Origin of the sequence: Mesorhizobium sp. YL-MeA3-2017 (genome assembly GCF_030814575.1) — a bacterium.
Classification (GTDB): Bacteria; Pseudomonadota; Alphaproteobacteria; order Rhizobiales; family Rhizobiaceae; genus Mesorhizobium; species Mesorhizobium terrae.
The window spans coordinates 3133457-3149689 of the sequence record NZ_JAUSVH010000001.1; the positions used below are offsets into that span (position 1 = coordinate 3133457).

At 64.9% G+C, this 16233-nt stretch carries 15 protein-coding genes; 6 read left to right on the forward strand and 9 right to left on the reverse strand.

All coding sequences use genetic code 11. The features are described from left to right. Positions 1 to 65: 65 nt before the first annotated feature. The 5 genes from QFZ88_RS15045 to QFZ88_RS15065 are packed head-to-tail and all read left to right on the forward strand — an operon-like array spanning position 66 to position 4648. The gene (locus QFZ88_RS15045) at positions 66 to 377 is read left to right on the forward strand and encodes a (2Fe-2S)-binding protein (protein ID WP_081766875.1); all 312 of its coding nucleotides are present in this window, start codon (positions 66 to 68) and stop codon (positions 375 to 377) included. Continuing rightward, positions 343 to 828: a bacterioferritin gene (bfr, locus tag QFZ88_RS15050; protein WP_024924303.1), complete on the forward strand. Its 486-nt coding sequence runs from the start codon at positions 343 to 345 to the stop codon at positions 826 to 828. The genes QFZ88_RS15045 and bfr overlap by 35 nt, the downstream gene beginning before the upstream one ends. 11 nt (positions 829 to 839) lie before the next feature. Further along, entirely contained in the window at positions 840 to 2459 is a 1620-nt protein-coding gene (locus QFZ88_RS15055) for a di-heme oxidoredictase family protein (RefSeq protein ID WP_024924302.1), read from the forward strand. Continuing rightward, positions 2459 to 3538, forward strand: coding sequence for an imelysin family protein (locus QFZ88_RS15060; protein WP_024924301.1), 1080 nt, complete (start codon positions 2459 to 2461; stop codon positions 3536 to 3538). Before QFZ88_RS15055 ends, QFZ88_RS15060 begins: the two co-directional genes overlap by 1 nt. Positions 3539 to 3547: 9 nt before the next feature. Then, entirely contained in the window at positions 3548 to 4648 is a 1101-nt protein-coding gene (locus QFZ88_RS15065; RefSeq protein ID WP_024924300.1) for a DUF1513 domain-containing protein, read from the forward strand. Between the two features lie 111 nt (positions 4649 to 4759). On the opposite strand, the gene iolB is transcribed toward QFZ88_RS15065, so the two are convergent. The 6 genes from iolB to QFZ88_RS15095 all read right to left on the reverse strand — a co-directional run bounded on the left by iolB (position 4760) and on the right by QFZ88_RS15095 (position 11625). After that, positions 4760 to 5572: a 5-deoxy-glucuronate isomerase gene (iolB, locus tag QFZ88_RS15070; RefSeq protein ID WP_024924299.1), complete on the reverse strand. Its 813-nt coding sequence runs from the start codon at positions 5570 to 5572 to the stop codon at positions 4760 to 4762. 14 nt (positions 5573 to 5586) lie between these two features. Beyond that, entirely contained in the window at positions 5587 to 5802 is a 216-nt protein-coding gene (locus QFZ88_RS15075) for a hypothetical protein (protein WP_024924298.1), read from the reverse strand. Between the two features lie 121 nt (positions 5803 to 5923). Then, positions 5924 to 6841, reverse strand: a complete 918-nt coding sequence (gene iolE, locus QFZ88_RS15080; protein ID WP_024924297.1) for a myo-inosose-2 dehydratase — start codon at positions 6839 to 6841, stop codon at positions 5924 to 5926. 37 nt (positions 6842 to 6878) lie between these two features. After that, complete coding sequence (gene iolD / locus QFZ88_RS15085) at positions 6879 to 8729, reverse strand: 3D-(3,5/4)-trihydroxycyclohexane-1,2-dione acylhydrolase (decyclizing) (RefSeq protein WP_024924296.1); 1851 nt, start codon at positions 8727 to 8729, stop codon at positions 6879 to 6881. A 21-nt stretch (positions 8730 to 8750) separates the two neighbouring features. After that, on the reverse strand, positions 8751 to 10682 hold the full coding sequence (iolC, locus tag QFZ88_RS15090; RefSeq protein WP_024924295.1) for a bifunctional 5-dehydro-2-deoxygluconokinase/5-dehydro-2-deoxyphosphogluconate aldolase: 1932 nt from the start codon (positions 10680 to 10682) through the stop codon (positions 8751 to 8753). 127 nt (positions 10683 to 10809) lie between these two features. Next, positions 10810 to 11625, reverse strand: a complete 816-nt coding sequence (locus QFZ88_RS15095) for a MurR/RpiR family transcriptional regulator (protein WP_036253373.1) — start codon at positions 11623 to 11625, stop codon at positions 10810 to 10812. A gap of 144 nt (positions 11626 to 11769) precedes the next feature. On the opposite strand from QFZ88_RS15095, the gene QFZ88_RS15100 reads away from it, so the two are divergent. Continuing rightward, a complete protein-coding gene (locus QFZ88_RS15100; protein ID WP_024924294.1) occupies positions 11770 to 12879 on the forward strand; it encodes a Gfo/Idh/MocA family protein in 1110 nt (369 codons plus the stop codon). A gap of 60 nt (positions 12880 to 12939) precedes the next feature. Here QFZ88_RS15100 and QFZ88_RS15105 read toward each other — a convergent pair whose 3' ends face one another. The 3 genes from QFZ88_RS15105 to iolG all read right to left on the reverse strand — a co-directional run bounded on the left by QFZ88_RS15105 (position 12940) and on the right by iolG (position 16190). Next, complete coding sequence (locus QFZ88_RS15105) at positions 12940 to 14031, reverse strand: 3-deoxy-7-phosphoheptulonate synthase (RefSeq protein ID WP_024924293.1); 1092 nt, start codon at positions 14029 to 14031, stop codon at positions 12940 to 12942. Between the two features lie 319 nt (positions 14032 to 14350). Continuing rightward, a complete protein-coding gene (locus QFZ88_RS15110) occupies positions 14351 to 15181 on the reverse strand; it encodes a TIM barrel protein (protein WP_024924292.1) in 831 nt (276 codons plus the stop codon). Between the two features lie 10 nt (positions 15182 to 15191). Beyond that, on the reverse strand, positions 15192 to 16190 hold the full coding sequence (gene iolG / locus QFZ88_RS15115) for an inositol 2-dehydrogenase (RefSeq protein ID WP_024924291.1): 999 nt from the start codon (positions 16188 to 16190) through the stop codon (positions 15192 to 15194). Positions 16191 to 16233 lie beyond the last annotated feature (43 nt).

Genomic DNA, 16233 nt, shown 5'->3' on the forward strand with positions numbered 1-16233 from the left:
ACGCCAAACAAAACCCAGAAAGCCACGCGGCGCCGGAGGGCGCAGCCAGCCATCCAGAACCGGACATGTTGATCTGTCACTGCAACATAATCACCGAGAAGGAGATCGAGCAGGCCATCATCGAGCTGCTGGATCAGGACCCGTGGCAACTCATTGTCCCGGCCAAGGTCTATCATTCCATGCGCATGCGCGGTCGCTGTTGCGGCTGCTTCCCAAATGTGGTGGAAACGATCATTCGGGTAACCGAAAACTACCACGCTCGTTCGGAGGCGGGCGGCGTGGACATCGTTTCACATCTGGATCGCGTCAGAGATCTGCGCGTCCAATACGGGAGCAGAACCCATGAAAGGCGAAAAACAGGTCATCGAGCGGCTTAACGAGGCTCTTTTCCTCGAGCTCGGCGCCGTCAACCAGTACTGGGTCCATTATCGCCTGCTGGAGGACTGGGGCTACACCAAGCTCGCCAAGAAGGAGCGGGCGGAATCGATCGAGGAAATGCAACATGCCGACCGCCTGGTTGCGCGCATCATCTTCCTGGAGGGACATCCAAACCTTCAGTCGGTGGCGCCGCTGCGCATCGGCCAGAACGTCAAGGAAGTGCTGGAATCGGACCTTGCCGGTGAGTATGACGCCCGCGCTTCCTACAAGCAGTCGCGCGAGATCTGCTCCGAGGCCGGCGACTATGTCAGCATGAAGCTGTTCGAGGAACTGCTGGCCGACGAGGAAGGTCATATCGACTTCCTCGAAACCCAGCTCGACCTGCTCGCCTCGATCGGTGAAGAGAAATACGGCCTGCTCAACGCAGACGCGGCCAACGAAGCGGAATAGGACATGCGCATATGCGGCGCACCATAGATTTGTTGCGCCGCGTGCGTTTCCTGCTCGCCTCCTCCGCCGCTGTCGCGGCGGGGCATGGCTGTCGCCTCGGCGGCAGGATCGCCGCGCCGGCGGTTCTCGGCGCGGTTGTTTTTCTTACCCTGCCGGCCGCTGCCGGCTCGCCGGAAACGCCGGACCTTCCCACCAGCCGCGCCGACCTGACGGCTGCCGACCGCGCGCGCGTCGAGGCCATCACCAAACCCACCACCGACTTTTCCAAGCCGGAAGCGTTCGAGCTGATGCAGGGCGGCGCCGGCACCACGAAGAAACGCGTCACCGCCGATTCCTTCTCGCAATCTTCGGCCAACCTCACCTTCGAGGAAGAGGGCACCTTCAAGATCGGCAATGGCTTCTTCACCAAGGTCTGGGTGTCGTCGCCGTCTTCAACCCAGGCATCCGATGGGCTCGGGCCGCTGTTCAACGAACGCGCCTGCCAGAACTGCCATCTCAAAGACGGTCGTGGTCATCCGCCGATGGGCGACGAGGGCACGACGTCGATGTTCCTGCGCCTGGCGCGCGAGGCCGGCACCGACGAGGAAAAGGCGCTGCGCGCCGACCGCAAGGTGCTGAACTTCCCCGACCCGGTCTATGGCAAGCAATTGCAGGAACTCGCCGTCCCGGGTCTCGTCGGCGAAGGCCGCATGCGTGTCACCTATACCGAACAGCCGGTCACGCTCGGCGACGGCACGGTGGTGTCGCTGCGCAAGCCGAGCTACGCGGTAGACAGTCTCGGCTACGGTCCCATGGACCCGCACACGACGTTGTCGCCGCGCATGACGCCGGCGATGATAGGCCTTGGCCTGGTCGAGCAGATCCATCCCGCCGACATCCTCGCCAATGCCGATCCCGACGACCGCAACGGCGACGGCATAGCCGGCCGCCCGAACATCGTGCGCGACGAGTTGAGCGGCAAGCTGGCGCTCGGCCGTTTCGGCTGGAAGGCGCAGACGCCGTCGATCCGCCAGCAATCGGCGGACGCGTTTGCCGGCGACATCGGCATTTCGACGCCGGAAGTGCCGCAGCATTGGGGCGATTGCACTCCGGCGCAAAAGGCCTGCCTGGCCATGCCGAACGGCGTGCAGGAGCGGCTGGGCCCGGTCGAGGCACCGGATCCCATTATGGACCTCGTCACCTTCTATTCGCAGAACCTCGCGGTTCCGGCGCGCCGCGACGTCGCCGCGCCCGAGGTGTTGGCCGGCAAGAAGGCCTTCTACGACATGGGTTGCGCCTCCTGCCACACGCCGAAATTCGTCACCCGGCGCGACGCGCCGAACAAGGCGCAGTCTTTCCAGCTCATCTGGCCTTACTCTGATTTCCTGCTGCACGACATGGGCGAGGGCCTGGCCGATGGCCAGGCCGTAGGCGATGCCAGCGGTAGCGATTGGCGCACGCCGCCATTGTGGGGCATCGGGCTCGCCCAGCGCGTCAACGGCTACACCTTCTTCCTGCATGACGGCCGCGCCCGCAATCTGGCCGAGGCCATCCTGTGGCATGGCGGCGAAGGCAAGAAGGCGCGCGACCGCTTTGCCGTGGCGGGTGTCGACGAGCGCACCGCGCTAATCAAATTCCTGGAGTCGCTATGATGCTGAAGCGCCTTGCCGTTGCCCTTGTCCTGCCGCTGGCGCTGGTCGGCGTAAAACCGGCCGCCGCGGCGGTGCAGGCCGCCGACGTCATCAACCGCGCCGTCGATGGTTTCGTGCGCCCGGCCTACGCCTCGCTGGCAGAACACACCGCCGCCGCCACCAAGGCGATGAAGGCGCTGTGCGCGGCGCCTTCGCAGCAAGGGCTCGATGCGGCCCGCGCCGAATTCGCCGGTGTCGTCGGCGCCTGGTCGACGGTGGAAATCATCCGCTTCGGTCCGATCGCCGAGAACAACCGGCTGGAACGCATGTTGTATTGGCCCGACCGCAAGGGACTTGGCCTGAAGCAGGTGCAGGCGGCGATCGCATCCAAGGATGCCACGCTTGCCGACCCGGTGGCGATCGCCGGCAAGAGCGTCGCTATGCAGGGGTTGGGTGCATTGGAGTTCGTGCTCCATGGCACCGACGCCGAGAAGCTGGCCGGCAAGGACGGCGCCTCTCGTTGCGCCTTCGGCGCGGCCGTCGCCGGCAACATCGAGACGATCGCGGCCGATGTCAGCGCCGCCTGGGCAAAGCCCGACGGCTTCGCCGCGCAATGGGCTAACACCGGGCCGAACAACCCGCTCTACCGTGATGGCGGCGAGGCGGTGACCGAATTGCTGGGTGTCTTCATCAACGGGCTGGAATTGCTGCGCGACCAGCGCCTCAAGGGATTTTACGGCGACACGCCAGATGCCGACAAGCCGAAGCAGGCGATCTTCTGGCGCTCCGAGCTGACCGGGGCCTCGCTGGCCGCCAATCTCGACGGCATGGATCGGCTGTTCGAGGCCTCGAAGCTCGGCGATGCGCTGCCGCAGGACACGCGCTGGATCGCCGAGTCGATCCATATCCAGTTGCGCAACGCCGTTGGCGAGGCGAAAGAGGTCAAGGGGCCGATCGCCGAGGTGCTGGCCGATCCCAAACGACGCGCGCTTCTGGAACGCTTCGCGTTGATCACCAGCAGCCTGACCAACCTTTTCGGCACCCGGCTGACCGCCGAGTTCGGCCTGACCGCCGGTTTTTCCTCGCTGGACGGGGACTGAGCGGCCGCCATGCGCACGCCGCTCATCGACCGCCGCGACTTCCTGAGGGCTGCCGGCGCCGGCTTCGCTGCAGTCATGGCCCCGAAGGCCTGGGCAGCGACGCTGGAGACCGATGCCGTCTTCGCCACGGCTTTCGTCAAGCGCGACGGTTCCTTCGGCGCGGCGGTGCTTTCGGAAGCCGGCAAGGTTCTGCATTCAGTGGCGCTGCCAGAGCGCGGCCATGACGTCACCTTCGATCCGGTCTCCGGCCGCTCCGTGGTGTTTGCCCGCCAGCCGGGCACCTTCGCCATGGTGTTCGACCACAAGGGCCGCAACGAGCCGCTGACGATTGCCAGTGTGACCGGCCGGCATTTCTTCGGCCATGGCGTCTTTTCGGCCGATGGCGCGTTGCTTTATGCCACCGAGAACGACTTCGACAATGCCGCCGGCGTTGTCGGCGTCTACGACGCCAAAGGCGGGTTCAAGCGCGTCGGCGAATTCCCGACCTATGGCGTCGGTCCGCACGAGTTGCTGCTGCTCGGCGACGGGCGCACCATCGCGGTCGCCAATGGCGGCATCGAAACGCATCCCGATTTCGGCCGCTCGGAGCTCAACATCGCCACGATGAAGCCGTCCTTCGTGCTGGTCGACCGTGTCACCGGTGACTTGATCGAGAAGCACGAATTGCCGCCGGCCCTGCACCAGCTTTCCATCCGCCACATGGACATCGATGCCGGGGGCACGATCTGGTTCGGCTGCCAGCACCGCGGCCCGGCGACGGAACAACCGCTGCTGGTTGGCCGCGCCGAGCGCGGCAAGGAACTGGCGCTGCTCGACATGCCGAAGGAGGTGTTGACCGGCTTCCGCAACTATATCGGCTCGGTGGCCGCCAATCCCGTCACCGGCACGGTGGCGGTGTCGTCACCGCAGGGCAATTCCTACGTTGTCATCGAGGCGGCGAGCGGCAAGGTGACCAAGACCAGCAACCTGACCGAGGTCTGCGGCCTGGCACCCGACCATGCCGGCTTCCTCGCCACCACCGGCGCCGGCGCCATCGTCAAGCCGGACGGCGAAACCGTCAGCGAGCCGGACTATGTCTGGGACAATCACATGCTCAGGATTGTTGGTTAGGCAGTCGGGAATAGGCAGTCGGCAGTCGTGGAACGACGACGCTATGGCGGGTATTCCGATCATCAGTTGCTGTCGCTGAATACGAGAGAACAGTTTCGACTGCCGACTGCCTCACTTCCCCACCAGCCACTCATGCTCGACAGCATTGTGGAACTTCCAGGTCCGTTTCGGCCCGGCCATCACGTTGAGATAATAGAGATCGTAGCCATGGCAGGCGGCGCAGGGGTGATAGCCCTTGGGCACCAGCACCACGTCGCCGTCCTCCACGGCCATCGCCTCGTCGAGCGCCCGCACGCCTTTGTCGTCGGCGTCCGTGTAGACGCGCTGGAAAGCAAAACCCTGGGGCGGGTTGAGCCGGTGGTAATAGGTCTCTTCCAGATAGGATTCCGCCGGCAGATTGTCCTGGTCGTGTTTGTGCGGCGGGTAGCTCGACGTGTGTCCGCCGGGTGTGATCACCTCGACCACCAGCAGCGAATCCGCCGGCTGGCCTTCCGGCAGGATGTTGGTGACGTAGCGGGTGTTGGTGCCCTTGCCGCGCACCTCCTGGCCGAGCTCGTCGGGGTTGATCACCCGCGCCGGCAAGCCGCCGCCGAGACCCGGCGCCGTGCACACTGCGAGCTCCAGTTCGGTTTCCGCCGTCACCGACCAGTTCGAGCCCTGCGGCACGTAGACCGACCACGGCTTGCCCTCGAAGGGCGACATGCGCTGGCCGAGCAGGCCGAGATCGTCGCCGCCCGCCGTCGCCTTGCCCTTGCCGGTTACGAGCACAAGGCAGGCCTCGCGGTCGCCGGTGGCGCCCGACGCGCTCTGTCCCGGTGCCAGCCGGTGCAGGTCGAAGCCGACATAGGTCCAGCCGGCCGTCTCAGGCGTGACGTGGGCAACGCGGCCGTGGCCTTTCTTGGCCTTCACCAGAAGCTTGGACATGGTCGTCTCCTCACTCAGTCCTTGTCGTCGCCGGGTGGCGGTGCGGGCTCGTCCACCGGCTTGTAGTTAATCAGGAAGGTCCAAACGCCATAGGCGGTCATGCCGGCGGCGAGCGTGGCCCAGAACGGCGTGCCGGCGGCGAACTCGATGGCCGCCCAGATGGCACAGACGGCGATCACGACAAGGCGTCGCCAGAGCGGCCGGAAGAAGGGATGCTGGTTGTCTTTGATCATCGCGGCTCCCGCTTGACCCGCACTTTACGCGCCGGGCTTCCTTCCAGTCTCTATAGCAGGCGAACCGGGCCGGGCCAGCGTCACGACCGTGGCCATGCGGCTGGGCGCGTCGCCAGCTTCAGGCTACCGGAAAACCTTGCGTCTCGACCGTATAGCCGGCTGCCGTCATCACCCGCATCAATTCCTTGTGGCCGACCTGCGCCATCTTCAGCGGCGGGTTCTTCTTCGGGTCCTGTTCAGCCTCGACGACGAACCAACCCTCATATCCATGGTCGGCGAACTTCTGCACGATCGCGCCGAAATCCAGCGACCCGTCGCCAGGCACGGTGAAGGCACCGAGCGCCACCGCATCGAGGAAGGACTGCTTCGTCCAGTCGAGCCCCTTGATGACATCCATGCGCACATCCTTCACATGCACATGGCTGATGCGCTTGTGGTGCCTGTCGATGGCGCGCAGCACATCGCCGCCGGCGAAAGCCAGATGGCCGGCGTCGAGCAGCAGCGGAATGCCTTCGCCCGAATGGTTCATGAAGGCATCGAGCTCATGCTCGAACTGCACCACCGCCGCCATGTGATGATGGTAGGCGAGCGGCATGCCCTGGCCGGCGCACCATTCGCCGAATTCGGTCAGCTTGCGGGCATAGGCCTTCATCTCGTCGCCGGAAAGCACGGCCTTGGTTGCAAGCGGCTTGGAGCGGTCGCCCTGGATCGAGCGGCCGACCTCGCCATAGACGATGCAGGGCGCGTCGACCGCCTTGAACAGGTCGATCATCGGCTGGATGCGGCGCTTGTTGGCGGCAAGGTCTTCGTTGACCAGCGTGCCGGAGAACCAGCCGCCGCACAGCGTCACGTCGGCCGCCTTCAGGATCGGCAGCATTTCCTGCGGCGTGGTCGGGAAGCGACGGCCCTGCTCCATGCCGGTGAAACCGGCTGAACGCGACTGGCGCAGGCATTCCTCCAGCGAAACGTCGTCGCTCAGTTCGGCAAGGTCGTCGTTCCACCATGCGATGGGGGACATGCCCAGTTTGGCTTTCACGTCGTCGGTCTCCAGGTCTCGAATTCGTATTGCGGCCTCAGTCGCCGACACGCTGCAGCTTGAGCTTTTCCTCATAGCTTTTGCGGGCGGCGTTGACTTCCTTGCGCGTGCTGACTTCCGGCACCGCGACATCCCACCAGTGGCCGCCGGCCTCGGTGGAAATGAGCGGGTCGGTGTCGATCACGATGACCGTGGTGCGGCTGTTTTTCTTCGCCTTCTCAAGCGCGTTCTCCAGATCGGCAATCGAGGAGACCTTCTCGGCGATTGCGCCGAGGCTGGTGGCATGGGCGGCGAAGTCGATGTCCGGCAGCGTCTCGTGGCGCGAGTCTTTCAGCAGATTGTTGAAGTTGGCGCCGCCGGTCGCCATCTGCAGCCGGTTGATGCAGCCATAGCCGCGGTTGTCGAGCAAAACGATGGTGAGCTTGAGCCCGAGCATCACCGAGGTGGCAATCTCGGAATTGAGCATCAGATACGAGCCGTCGCCCAGCATGACGACGACTTCCTGTTCGGGCCGCGCCATCTTGGCGCCGAGTGCACCGGCGATCTCGTAGCCCATGGTCGAGAAGCCGTATTCGGCATGATAGGAGCCCGGCGCGCCGGCCTGCCACAATTTGTGCAGTTCGCCCGGCAGGCCTCCGGCCGCATGCAGCACGGTGACGCTGGAGCCCATGGCGCGCTGCACAGCGCCAATCACCTGCGCGTCCGAAGGGTAGGCTGCATTGGTGGGTGCGGTCGCCCTGGCGGCCTCGGCCTGCCAGGCCTTCTTGCCGGCTGCGGCATTGGCCGTCCAGTCGGCCGGCGCTTTCCAGCCTTGCAGTCCGGCCGCCAGTTCGGCCAGCCCTTCGGCGGCATCGGCCACCAGCGGCAGTGCATGGTGCTTGCCAGCGTCGAAAGGCTGGACGTTGAGGCCGATGATGGTCTTGGACGAATTCTGGAACAGCGCCCAGGAGCCGGTGGTGAAATCCTGCAGCCGGGTGCCGACCGCCAACACCACGTCGGCCTCCTCGGCCAGCCGGTTGGCGGCCGAAGTACCGGTGACGCCGACGGCCGCCATGTTGAGCGGATGGGTGTCGGCGAGCGACGACTTGCCGCCCTGCGTTTCGCAGGCCGGGATGCCCGCCGCTTCGACAAGCATGGCCAGTTCGCCGGAGGCGCCTGAATAGAGCACGCCGCCGCCGGCGACCACCAGCGGCTTCCGGGCAGCTTTCAGCGCCTTGACCGCCGCCGCCAGTTCGGCGCGGTCCGGTCGCGGCCTGCGCAGATGCCAGACGCGCTCGGCGAAGAAGTTTTCGGGATAGTCATAGGCTTCGGCCTGCACGTCCTGGCACAGCGCCAGCGTCACCGGTCCGCACTCGGCCGGATCGGTCAGCACCTGCATGGCGCGGGCCAGCGCCGGAATGATCTGCTCGGGCCGGGTGATGCGGTCGAAATAGCGCGAGACCGGGCGGAAGCAGTCATTGACCGAAACCGTGCCGTCGGAAAAGTCCTCGGCCTGCTGCAGCACCGGGTCGGGCACGCGGTTGGCGAAGACGTCGCCGGGCAAAAGCAATACGGGCAGCCGGTTGACATGGGCGAGTGCCGCAGCCGTCACCATATTGACGGCACCGGGCCCGATCGAGCTGGTTGCGGCCATAAAGCGACGGCGGAAGTTCGCCTTGGCGTAGGCGATCGCCGCATGCGTCATCGCCTGTTCGTTGTGGGCGCGAAAGGTCGGCAGATCGTCGCGATGCTGGTAGAGCGCCTCGCCGATACCGGCGACATTGCCGTGCCCGAAGATCGCCCACACCCCGCCGAAGATCGGCAGTTTTTCGCCATCGATCACGGTCATCTGGGCGGCGAGGAAGCGGGTCAACGCCTGCGCCATCGTCAGGCGAACGGTCTTGCTCATGTCGTCTCTCCTCCCGGCCTTCTATGCTGCCTTGCGGCCGCGCGCGGCAAGCCACGCCGTGGTCAGTTCCTCGAAACGCCCGGCCATGTCGTCGACAGCCTGCGCGTCGTTCATCTTGCCGGCCAGCCATTGCTCGGCGGCATGCATGAAGATGGTGCGGCCGACGGCGAAACCCTTGACGATCTGGGCATTGGCGGTAGCAGCGAAGGCTGCCTCCAGTTCGGGGAGCGGCGCCTCCAGACCGAGCAGCACGACGCCGCGGCAGAACGGGTCGTTGCCGACGATGGTCTCCTCGATCCGGGCCCAGGCGCCGGCCGAAGCCTGCGGCTCCAGCTTCCACCAGTCAGGCTTGATGCCGAGTGTATAGAGCTCCTGCAGCGCGCGCGGAATGGTGGTGTCGTCGACCTTGCCGTGCTTGCCGGCGATGATCTCGACCAGCAATTCCCTGCCGACCTTCCGCGCGGCCTCGAACAGGGTGCGAAGCTTCTCCTGCTGTTCCTTCTTCAGCGCTTCCGGGTCGTCCGGATGATAGAAGCACAGGCACTTGATGCAGTGGTCGACGGGCCAGTCGACCAGCTGCGAGCCGATGTCCTGGCTGAACTCGAAACGCAGTGGTCGCGAGCCTGGCAGCTCGACCGGGCGGCCGAGCCAGGCGAAGGGGTGGTGGGCGAATTCGAACATCGCCTCGCGGCCGTGTTTTTCGTCGATCAGCATGCCGTAGCCGTCGCGCCCGGCGGCCACCTGTGCCGCGGCCTTCACCGCCAGCACCTTGAAGGCGTTGATGCGCGCAGGATCCGCGCCGGTCTTGGCGGCGATGTCTTCCAGCTGCACGCGGTGGTCGCAGGCGAGTGCCATCAAAAGCGGGATGTCGCGTCGCCGGGTGGTTGCCCAGTGCACATGGTTCAGCGCTTCGTCCTTGCGCAGCGCCAGATGTTTCGAGCCGTTCTTCAGGAAGAATTGCAGCTCGGTAAAGGTCGGATATTCCGGCGCGCACAACAGGCGCGACACTGCGAAGGCGCCGCAGGCGTTGGCCCAGGTCGCGGCGGTGGCGAAGCTTTCGCCGCCCAGCCAGCCGCGCAGGAAACCCGACATGAATGCATCGCCGGCGCCGAGCACGTTGTAGACCTCGATCGGAAAACCGTCGCCGACGACGCCGTCCTCGAGATCGTCGGTGATCTGCCCGTCATAGACGATGCAGCCCTTGGCGCCGCGCTTCAGCACGATGGTGGCCGCCGACAGCTTGCGAATGGTCTTCAGCGCCGTGAGCAGGTCGCTTTCGCCGGAGGCGATCAACACTTCCTCCTCGGTGCCGACAATCAGGTCGCAATCGGGCAGCACGAGCTTCAATTGCGCCGAGACACGATCGGATTTGACATAACGACCGAAACCCTCGGCGTGGCCGGCCAGGCCCCACAGGTTCGGCCGGTAATCGATGTCGAACACCACCTTGCCGCCATGGGCCTTGGCGATGCGGATCGCCTTGCGCTGGGCGGCGTCGCTGTTCGGCCGCGAGAAATGCGTGCCGGTGACGACGATGGCGCGCGCCGAGGCCACGAAAGCTTCATCGACGTCGTCTTCCGCCAGCGCCATGTCGGCGCAGTCGGAACGATAGAAGATCATCGGCGAGACACCCTCGTCCTCGACCGAAAGCAGCACCAGCGCGGTTAGCCGTTCAGCGTCGGTGTGGACGCCCGCGACATCGACCTTCTCGCGCTGCAGCTGTTCGCGGATGAAGCGGCCCATCTGCTCGTCGCCGACACGCGTCAACAGCGCCGACTTCAAGCCGAGCCGCGCCGTACCGACGGCGATGTTGGCGGGGCAGCCACCGACCGACTTGGCGAAGGAGGCGATGTCTTCCAGCCTGGAACCGATCTGCTGGCCGTAGAGGTCCACCGAAGCGCGGCCGATGGTGATGACGTCCAGCGCCTTGCCGGCACCGCGGGGGCTCGCCATGCTTTTCTCCCTCACACGAAAGGCTGTCGGCGCGCAAAGGCGCCATCATTGTCCCTAATATGAAATGTTAATTCCATTCCATAGTCAATATGGAATACGCATTCCCATTCTGATTTTGCAGCCTGCGTCAGCTGCGCCGTTCGGCGACGGCGACCGCCAATGTCATGGCCAGCGCCATGGTGGCCGAGAGCGAGCGGAAGCCCGCGCAGTCAGCTTCCGCCACTTCGAACCAGACCTTGGCGGACTGGGCAAGCGGCGAAAAGGCGCTGTCGGTGATGGCCACCACAGGCACGCCCTGCTCGGCCAGTATGCGTGCATGATCGACCGTCGCCGAGGCGTAGGGCGAGAAGCTGATCGCCACCAGCGCATCCTTCGGCGAGGCGAAGGACATGATCTCGGGGTCGAAGCCGGCGGCGGATTCGACCTGCATGTAGCGGATCTTCAGCTTGCCCAGCGCATAGGCCATATAGGAAGTGATCGGATAGGAGCGGCGGCGGGCCAGAAGATAAATGGTCTCGGCTCCGGCGAGGATATCCACGGCGCGGTCGAGCATGCCGTCATCGAACGAGCGCGATACCGCTTCCAGGGAGCGGGTGGCGGATTCCACGAAGCCGTCGAAGATGGCGCGGTTCTGGGTGGCACCGCCGCCGCGCAGCGCCTTCAGCCGGTCCTCATACGACACCGTCCGTTCTCGCATCCGCTCTCGGAACACCGATTGCAGGCTGGTGAAGCCGTCGAAGCCGAGGAACTGGGCGAAGCGGATCAGCGTCGAGGGCTGCACGCCGGCAGAGGCCGCGATGCTCGCCGCCGTGCCGAAGGCAATCTCGTCGGGGTTGTCGAGCGCGTAGGCGGCGATCTGGGCGATGCGCTTGGGTAGCGCCGAGCGCTTCTCAAGAACGAGGTTGCGAAGCGATTCGTAGTCTTGCGGCAGGCGAGGGTTCATGGTGCCGAGAATCCCCTGTTCCGTCCCTGATCGCAAGAGCATAGCGCTCCCGTTGTGAATTGCCACAAGAAATGGATCATACATTCCATTTTTGAATTAAATGGACTAATAGGTTCACATCATCATCGTCTGGGAGGAAATCGCATGGTTGGCGTCGGTTTGATCGGAACCGGTTTCATGGGCAAGTGTCACGCCATGGCCTGGACATCCGTGCGCACCGTGTTTGGAGATGTCGGGCCGGTGCGGCTGGTCCATCTTGCCGAAACTAGCGCCGAGCTGGCGAAGCAGCGCGCCGACGAATTCAGTTTCGACAAGGGGTCGGGCGATTGGCGTGCGGTGATCGAGGACCCTTCTGTCGACGTCGTCTCCATCACAACGCCGAACCAGTTCCATCCCGAGATGGCAATCGCCGCACTCGAAGCCGGCAAGCATATCTGGTGCGAGAAGCCGATGGCGCCGGCTTTCGCTGAGGCCGAGGCGATGCTGGCGGCGGCCCGCCGCTCCGGCAAGGCAGCAGTGCTTGGCTACAACTACATCCAGAGCCCGGCGATCCGGCACATCGCGACGCTGCTGGGCGAAGGCGTCATCGGCAAGGTCAACCATCTGCGCGTCGAGATGGACGAAGACTTCATGGCCGACCCGGAAGCGCCGTTCAACTGGAAGCATGCGGCGACGTCCGGCTACGGCGCGCTCGACGACTTCGCCGTGCATCCGCTGTCGCTGGTCAAGGCGCTGTTCGGCCGCGTCGCCAGCGTCATGTGCGACATGTCTAGACCTTATGCCGACCGTGCCGTGGCCGATGGTGGCCGCCGCCCCGTCGAGACCCATGACATAGCGAGCGTGCTGATCCATCTCGACAACGGCGTCTCGGGCACGCTCCTGGTCAACCGTTCGGCCTGGGGGCGCAAGGGCCGTATCGCCGTGCAGATCTTTGGCTCGAAAGGTTCGATCCTGTTCGACCAGGAACGATTCAACGAATTCCAACTCTACGTCACCTCCGACCGGCCGACCGAGCAGGGCTACCGCACCATCCTGGCCGCGCCCGTGCACAAGCCCTATGACCGCTTCATTCCGGCGCCCGGCCATGGCCTGGGCTTCAACGATCTCAAGACGATCGAGTGTCGCGAACTGATCCGACGCATCGAGGGCAAGCCGGCCAACCTCATCGAATTCGACGAAGGGCTGGAGATCGAGCGCACCGTGCATGCCATGGCACGCTCGTTCGAGGAAAAGCGCTGGGTGAACGTGCGTTAGGGCCGTTCCCATTTGCGGGGAGTGGCAAAACCCGCTCCCCGCATGTGGTTGTCGCCACGGTTACGCCGCTCCCGGGCGCTTGGCGATCATCGCGCGCCGCGTCGCCCGGCGTTGTTCGACCGCCTCGGCCAGACCCTGCAGCACGGTCTCGGTGGTTGCCCAGTCGATGCAACCGTCGGTGATGCTCTGCCCGTAGACGAGCGGCTTGCCGGGCACCACGTCCTGGCGGCCAGCGACCAGATTGCTCTCGATCATGACGCCGATGATGCGTCCGTCGCCCGTCGCAACCTGGTTGGCCACATCGGCCGCGATCTTCGGCTGGTTTTCCGGCTTCTTGTTGCTGTTGGCATGGCTGACATCGATCATCAGCCGCGGCGCAACGCCGATGCGGCCAAGTTCCAGGCAGGCGGCCTCGACGCTCGCCGCGTCGTGGTTGGGGGTTTGCCCGCCGCGCAGGATGACATGGCAGTCCTCATTGCCGGTGGTCGCCGCGATCGCACTGCGCCCGCCTTTCGTCACCGCCATGAAATGGTGCGGCTGCGCAGCCGACTTCACCGCTTCGGCGGCGATGCGCAGATTGCCGTCGGTGCCGTTCTTGAAGCCGACCGGGCAGGACAGACCGGATGCCAGTTCGCGATGGATCTGGCTCTCGGTGGTGCGCGCGCCGATCGCGCCCCAGGAGACGAGGTCGGCGATGTATTGCGGCGTCGTCATGTCGAGGAACTCGGTCGCCGCCGGCAGGCCGAGATTGTTGACCGCGGCCAGTACGTTGCGCGCCAACCTCAGCCCCTTGTCGATGTTGAAGGAACCGTCGAGGTCGGGATCGTTGATCAGGCCCTTCCAGCCGACCGTGGTGCGCGGTTTTTCGAAATAGACACGCATGACGATCTCGAGCCGGTCCGACAGACTGTCGCGCAGCGCCGCCAGACGGCTGGCATAGTCCACCGCGGCCGCGGGGTCGTGGATCGAACAGGGGCCGACCACGACGACCAGTCGGTCGTCGGCACCGGTGAGGGCGGCATGGATGGCGTTACGCGCCGCCGTGACGGTTCGTGTCGCCGTCAGCGTGCGCGGTATCTCCTGCATCACCTGGTCAGGCGTGCTCAGTTCCTTGAGTTCCTTGACCCGAAGGTCGTCTGTGGTGGTCAACACGGCATTCTGCTCCTGGTTGGGGACCTGCCGGCTGAAACAAAAAAGCCGCCAGGTCTGGCGGCTGTTCGGATGTTGATGCTGCAATCTTCAGATCGAGCGCAATCCTCCCGCCGCCAGCGAGCTGCAGTAGCTAAAGTACCAAAACGAGGCGGACAGGTGGATCATGCCGCGCTTTATAGTGAAAGTAGGGGCGCATGTCACGCCCCATAATCGGCTCCAAAAATCGGCCCCAAAAATCGGCAAGCCGTCGCCGACGGTATTTCCAGGTGCGCGGGCAAGCGGGCGTTAAATCCCATCCAGCTATTCAGACGATCGCTTCTCACACCCGCGTGGCGATGAATGCCATGCTGGCGGCGAGTGCCGGCTCCGGATCGGCCAGTGCGTGCACTTCGGCGGCGAAAGGCTCGTAGGAGAACGCGCCGTCATACCCAGCATCAAGCAGCGCCCTTATCTGGCCGACATTGCCGAGCCGGTCGCGGTCGTCGACCAGGATGCGGTGTCCGTCCTGCATCTGCTCGACTTTGAGCGTTGGATCGACGACGCCGGAGATATGGGCGATGCCGGTATAGGCGGGGAAGAACTCGCTTTCGCCGGCAAGGTGATGGTGGAAGGTATCGTGCACAAGTTTGTAGCGCTCGCTGCCGCCGACCGCCTCGATGGCGGCGATGGCGTCGGCCTTGTGGCGCAGCGACGAGGTGACGAAACCCAGCGGCTCAATGAACGCGATCATATTCGCCCGGTCCAGCATCGGCAGGATTTCGCCGAGCGAGCTGCGCAGCGCGTCGTCGCGCTCGCCTTCGGCATAGCGCGGGGCATCGTTGCGCGGGATGAGGCTGATCGATTCCGCGCCGGCTTCGACAGCCTGATCGATCAGCAACTGCACTTTCGCGCGCATCGCCTCGGACCACGCGTTGAACCCATATGCTTCCGACAGACCGAGAAGGCGCAGGCCCCTGGACCGGGCATAGTCACCCACCGTCGCCGGCGCGTCGCCGTCGAAGAAGGCGGCATCGGTCAGCTTTTTGTCCGCCAGGTCGTTGCGCAGTTCAACGCCGACAGCACCGAGGGAGGCTGCGAGATCGAGAAACCGCCGGCAGTCGATCCGAGGCGCTGCCATATGGTTCAACGCGAATTTCAACTGCGTGGCCATGGCGTCGTCCTCAATCGAGCTTGACCTGGACCGCCTTGCCGGTTTTCGCGGATTTGAGCGCCGCATCGGCCAGCCTCAGCGCGGCGAGGCCGTCGGTGCCGGACGGCGAAGCCTTGGCGCCCTTGGTGACGGTGGCGATGAAGGCGGCGATCTCGTTGGCGTAGGCGTCGATGTAGCGGGTCATGAAGAAGTCGTGCAGCGGCGGCCGCGTATAACCCTTCTCGCTGGCCACTTCGATCGACACGGGCCGCTGGTTCTCGGCGGCCACCATGCCCTTCGAGCCGTGCACTTCGATGCGCTGGTCGTAGCCATAGGTGGCACGGCGCGAATTGGAGATGATCGCCTGCCTGCCGGACGCCGTTTCCAGGATGACGCTGACGGAATCGAAGTCTCCGGCCTCGCCGATCTTCTTGTCGACCAGCACGGAAGCGTGCGCCGACACCGCCACTGGCTCCTCGCCGAGCAGGAAGCGCGCCATGTCGAAGTCGTGGATGGTCATGTCGCGGAAGATGCCGCCCGAGCGCTTGATGTAGTCGACCGGCGGCGCACCGGGGTCGCGCGAGGTGATCACCACCTGCTCGACCTTGCCGATGGCGCCGTCGTCGATCGCCTTGCGCACGGCGGCGAAGTGCGGATCGAAGCGGCGGTTGAAGCCGACCATCAGCACGGCCTTGGTCTTGTCGACCACGGCCAGGCACTTCTCGACGCGCTTGGCGTCGAGGTCGACAGGCTTCTCGCAAAAGATCGCCTTGCCGGCTTTGGCGAAACGCTCGATCAGATCGGCATGGGTATCGGTCGGCGTGCAGATGATGACGGCGTCGATGTCGGCGGCCTTCTCGATCGCCTCGATGGAGCGGACTTCCGCGCCATAGGCGGCGGAGATTTCCTTCGCGGCCTTCTCGAAGGCGTCGGCCACCGCCACCAGCTTTGCCTGCGGGTTCGCGGCCACCGCCCGTGCATGCACCTTGCCGATGCGGCCGGCGCCAAGAAGACCAAAACGCACTGTCATGACAACCTCGTCGGTAGGTGCGCCGGAGGTCGTATGCGGCCGC

Excerpts from the sequence above, each read along its gene's own strand:
- QFZ88_RS15045 (WP_081766875.1), top strand. The coding sequence starts at position 66 with ATGTTGATCTGTCACTGCAACATAATCACCGAGAAGGAGATCGAGCAG.
- bfr (WP_024924303.1), top strand. The coding sequence starts at position 343 with ATGAAAGGCGAAAAACAGGTCATCGAGCGGCTTAACGAGGCTCTTTTC.
- QFZ88_RS15055 (WP_024924302.1), top strand. The coding sequence starts at position 840 with ATGCGGCGCACCATAGATTTGTTGCGCCGCGTGCGTTTCCTGCTCGCC.
- QFZ88_RS15060 (WP_024924301.1), top strand. The coding sequence starts at position 2,459 with ATGCTGAAGCGCCTTGCCGTTGCCCTTGTCCTGCCGCTGGCGCTGGTC.
- QFZ88_RS15065 (WP_024924300.1), top strand. The coding sequence starts at position 3,548 with ATGCGCACGCCGCTCATCGACCGCCGCGACTTCCTGAGGGCTGCCGGC.
- iolB (WP_024924299.1), bottom strand. The coding sequence starts at position 5,572 with ATGTCCAAGCTTCTGGTGAAGGCCAAGAAAGGCCACGGCCGCGTTGCC.
- iolD (WP_024924296.1), bottom strand. The coding sequence starts at position 8,729 with ATGAGCAAGACCGTTCGCCTGACGATGGCGCAGGCGTTGACCCGCTTC.
- iolC (WP_024924295.1), bottom strand. The coding sequence starts at position 10,682 with ATGGCGAGCCCCCGCGGTGCCGGCAAGGCGCTGGACGTCATCACCATC.
- QFZ88_RS15095 (WP_036253373.1), bottom strand. The coding sequence starts at position 11,625 with ATGAACCCTCGCCTGCCGCAAGACTACGAATCGCTTCGCAACCTCGTT.
- QFZ88_RS15100 (WP_024924294.1), top strand. The coding sequence starts at position 11,770 with ATGGTTGGCGTCGGTTTGATCGGAACCGGTTTCATGGGCAAGTGTCAC.
- QFZ88_RS15110 (WP_024924292.1), bottom strand. The coding sequence starts at position 15,181 with ATGGCCACGCAGTTGAAATTCGCGTTGAACCATATGGCAGCGCCTCGG.
- iolG (WP_024924291.1), bottom strand. The coding sequence starts at position 16,190 with ATGACAGTGCGTTTTGGTCTTCTTGGCGCCGGCCGCATCGGCAAGGTG.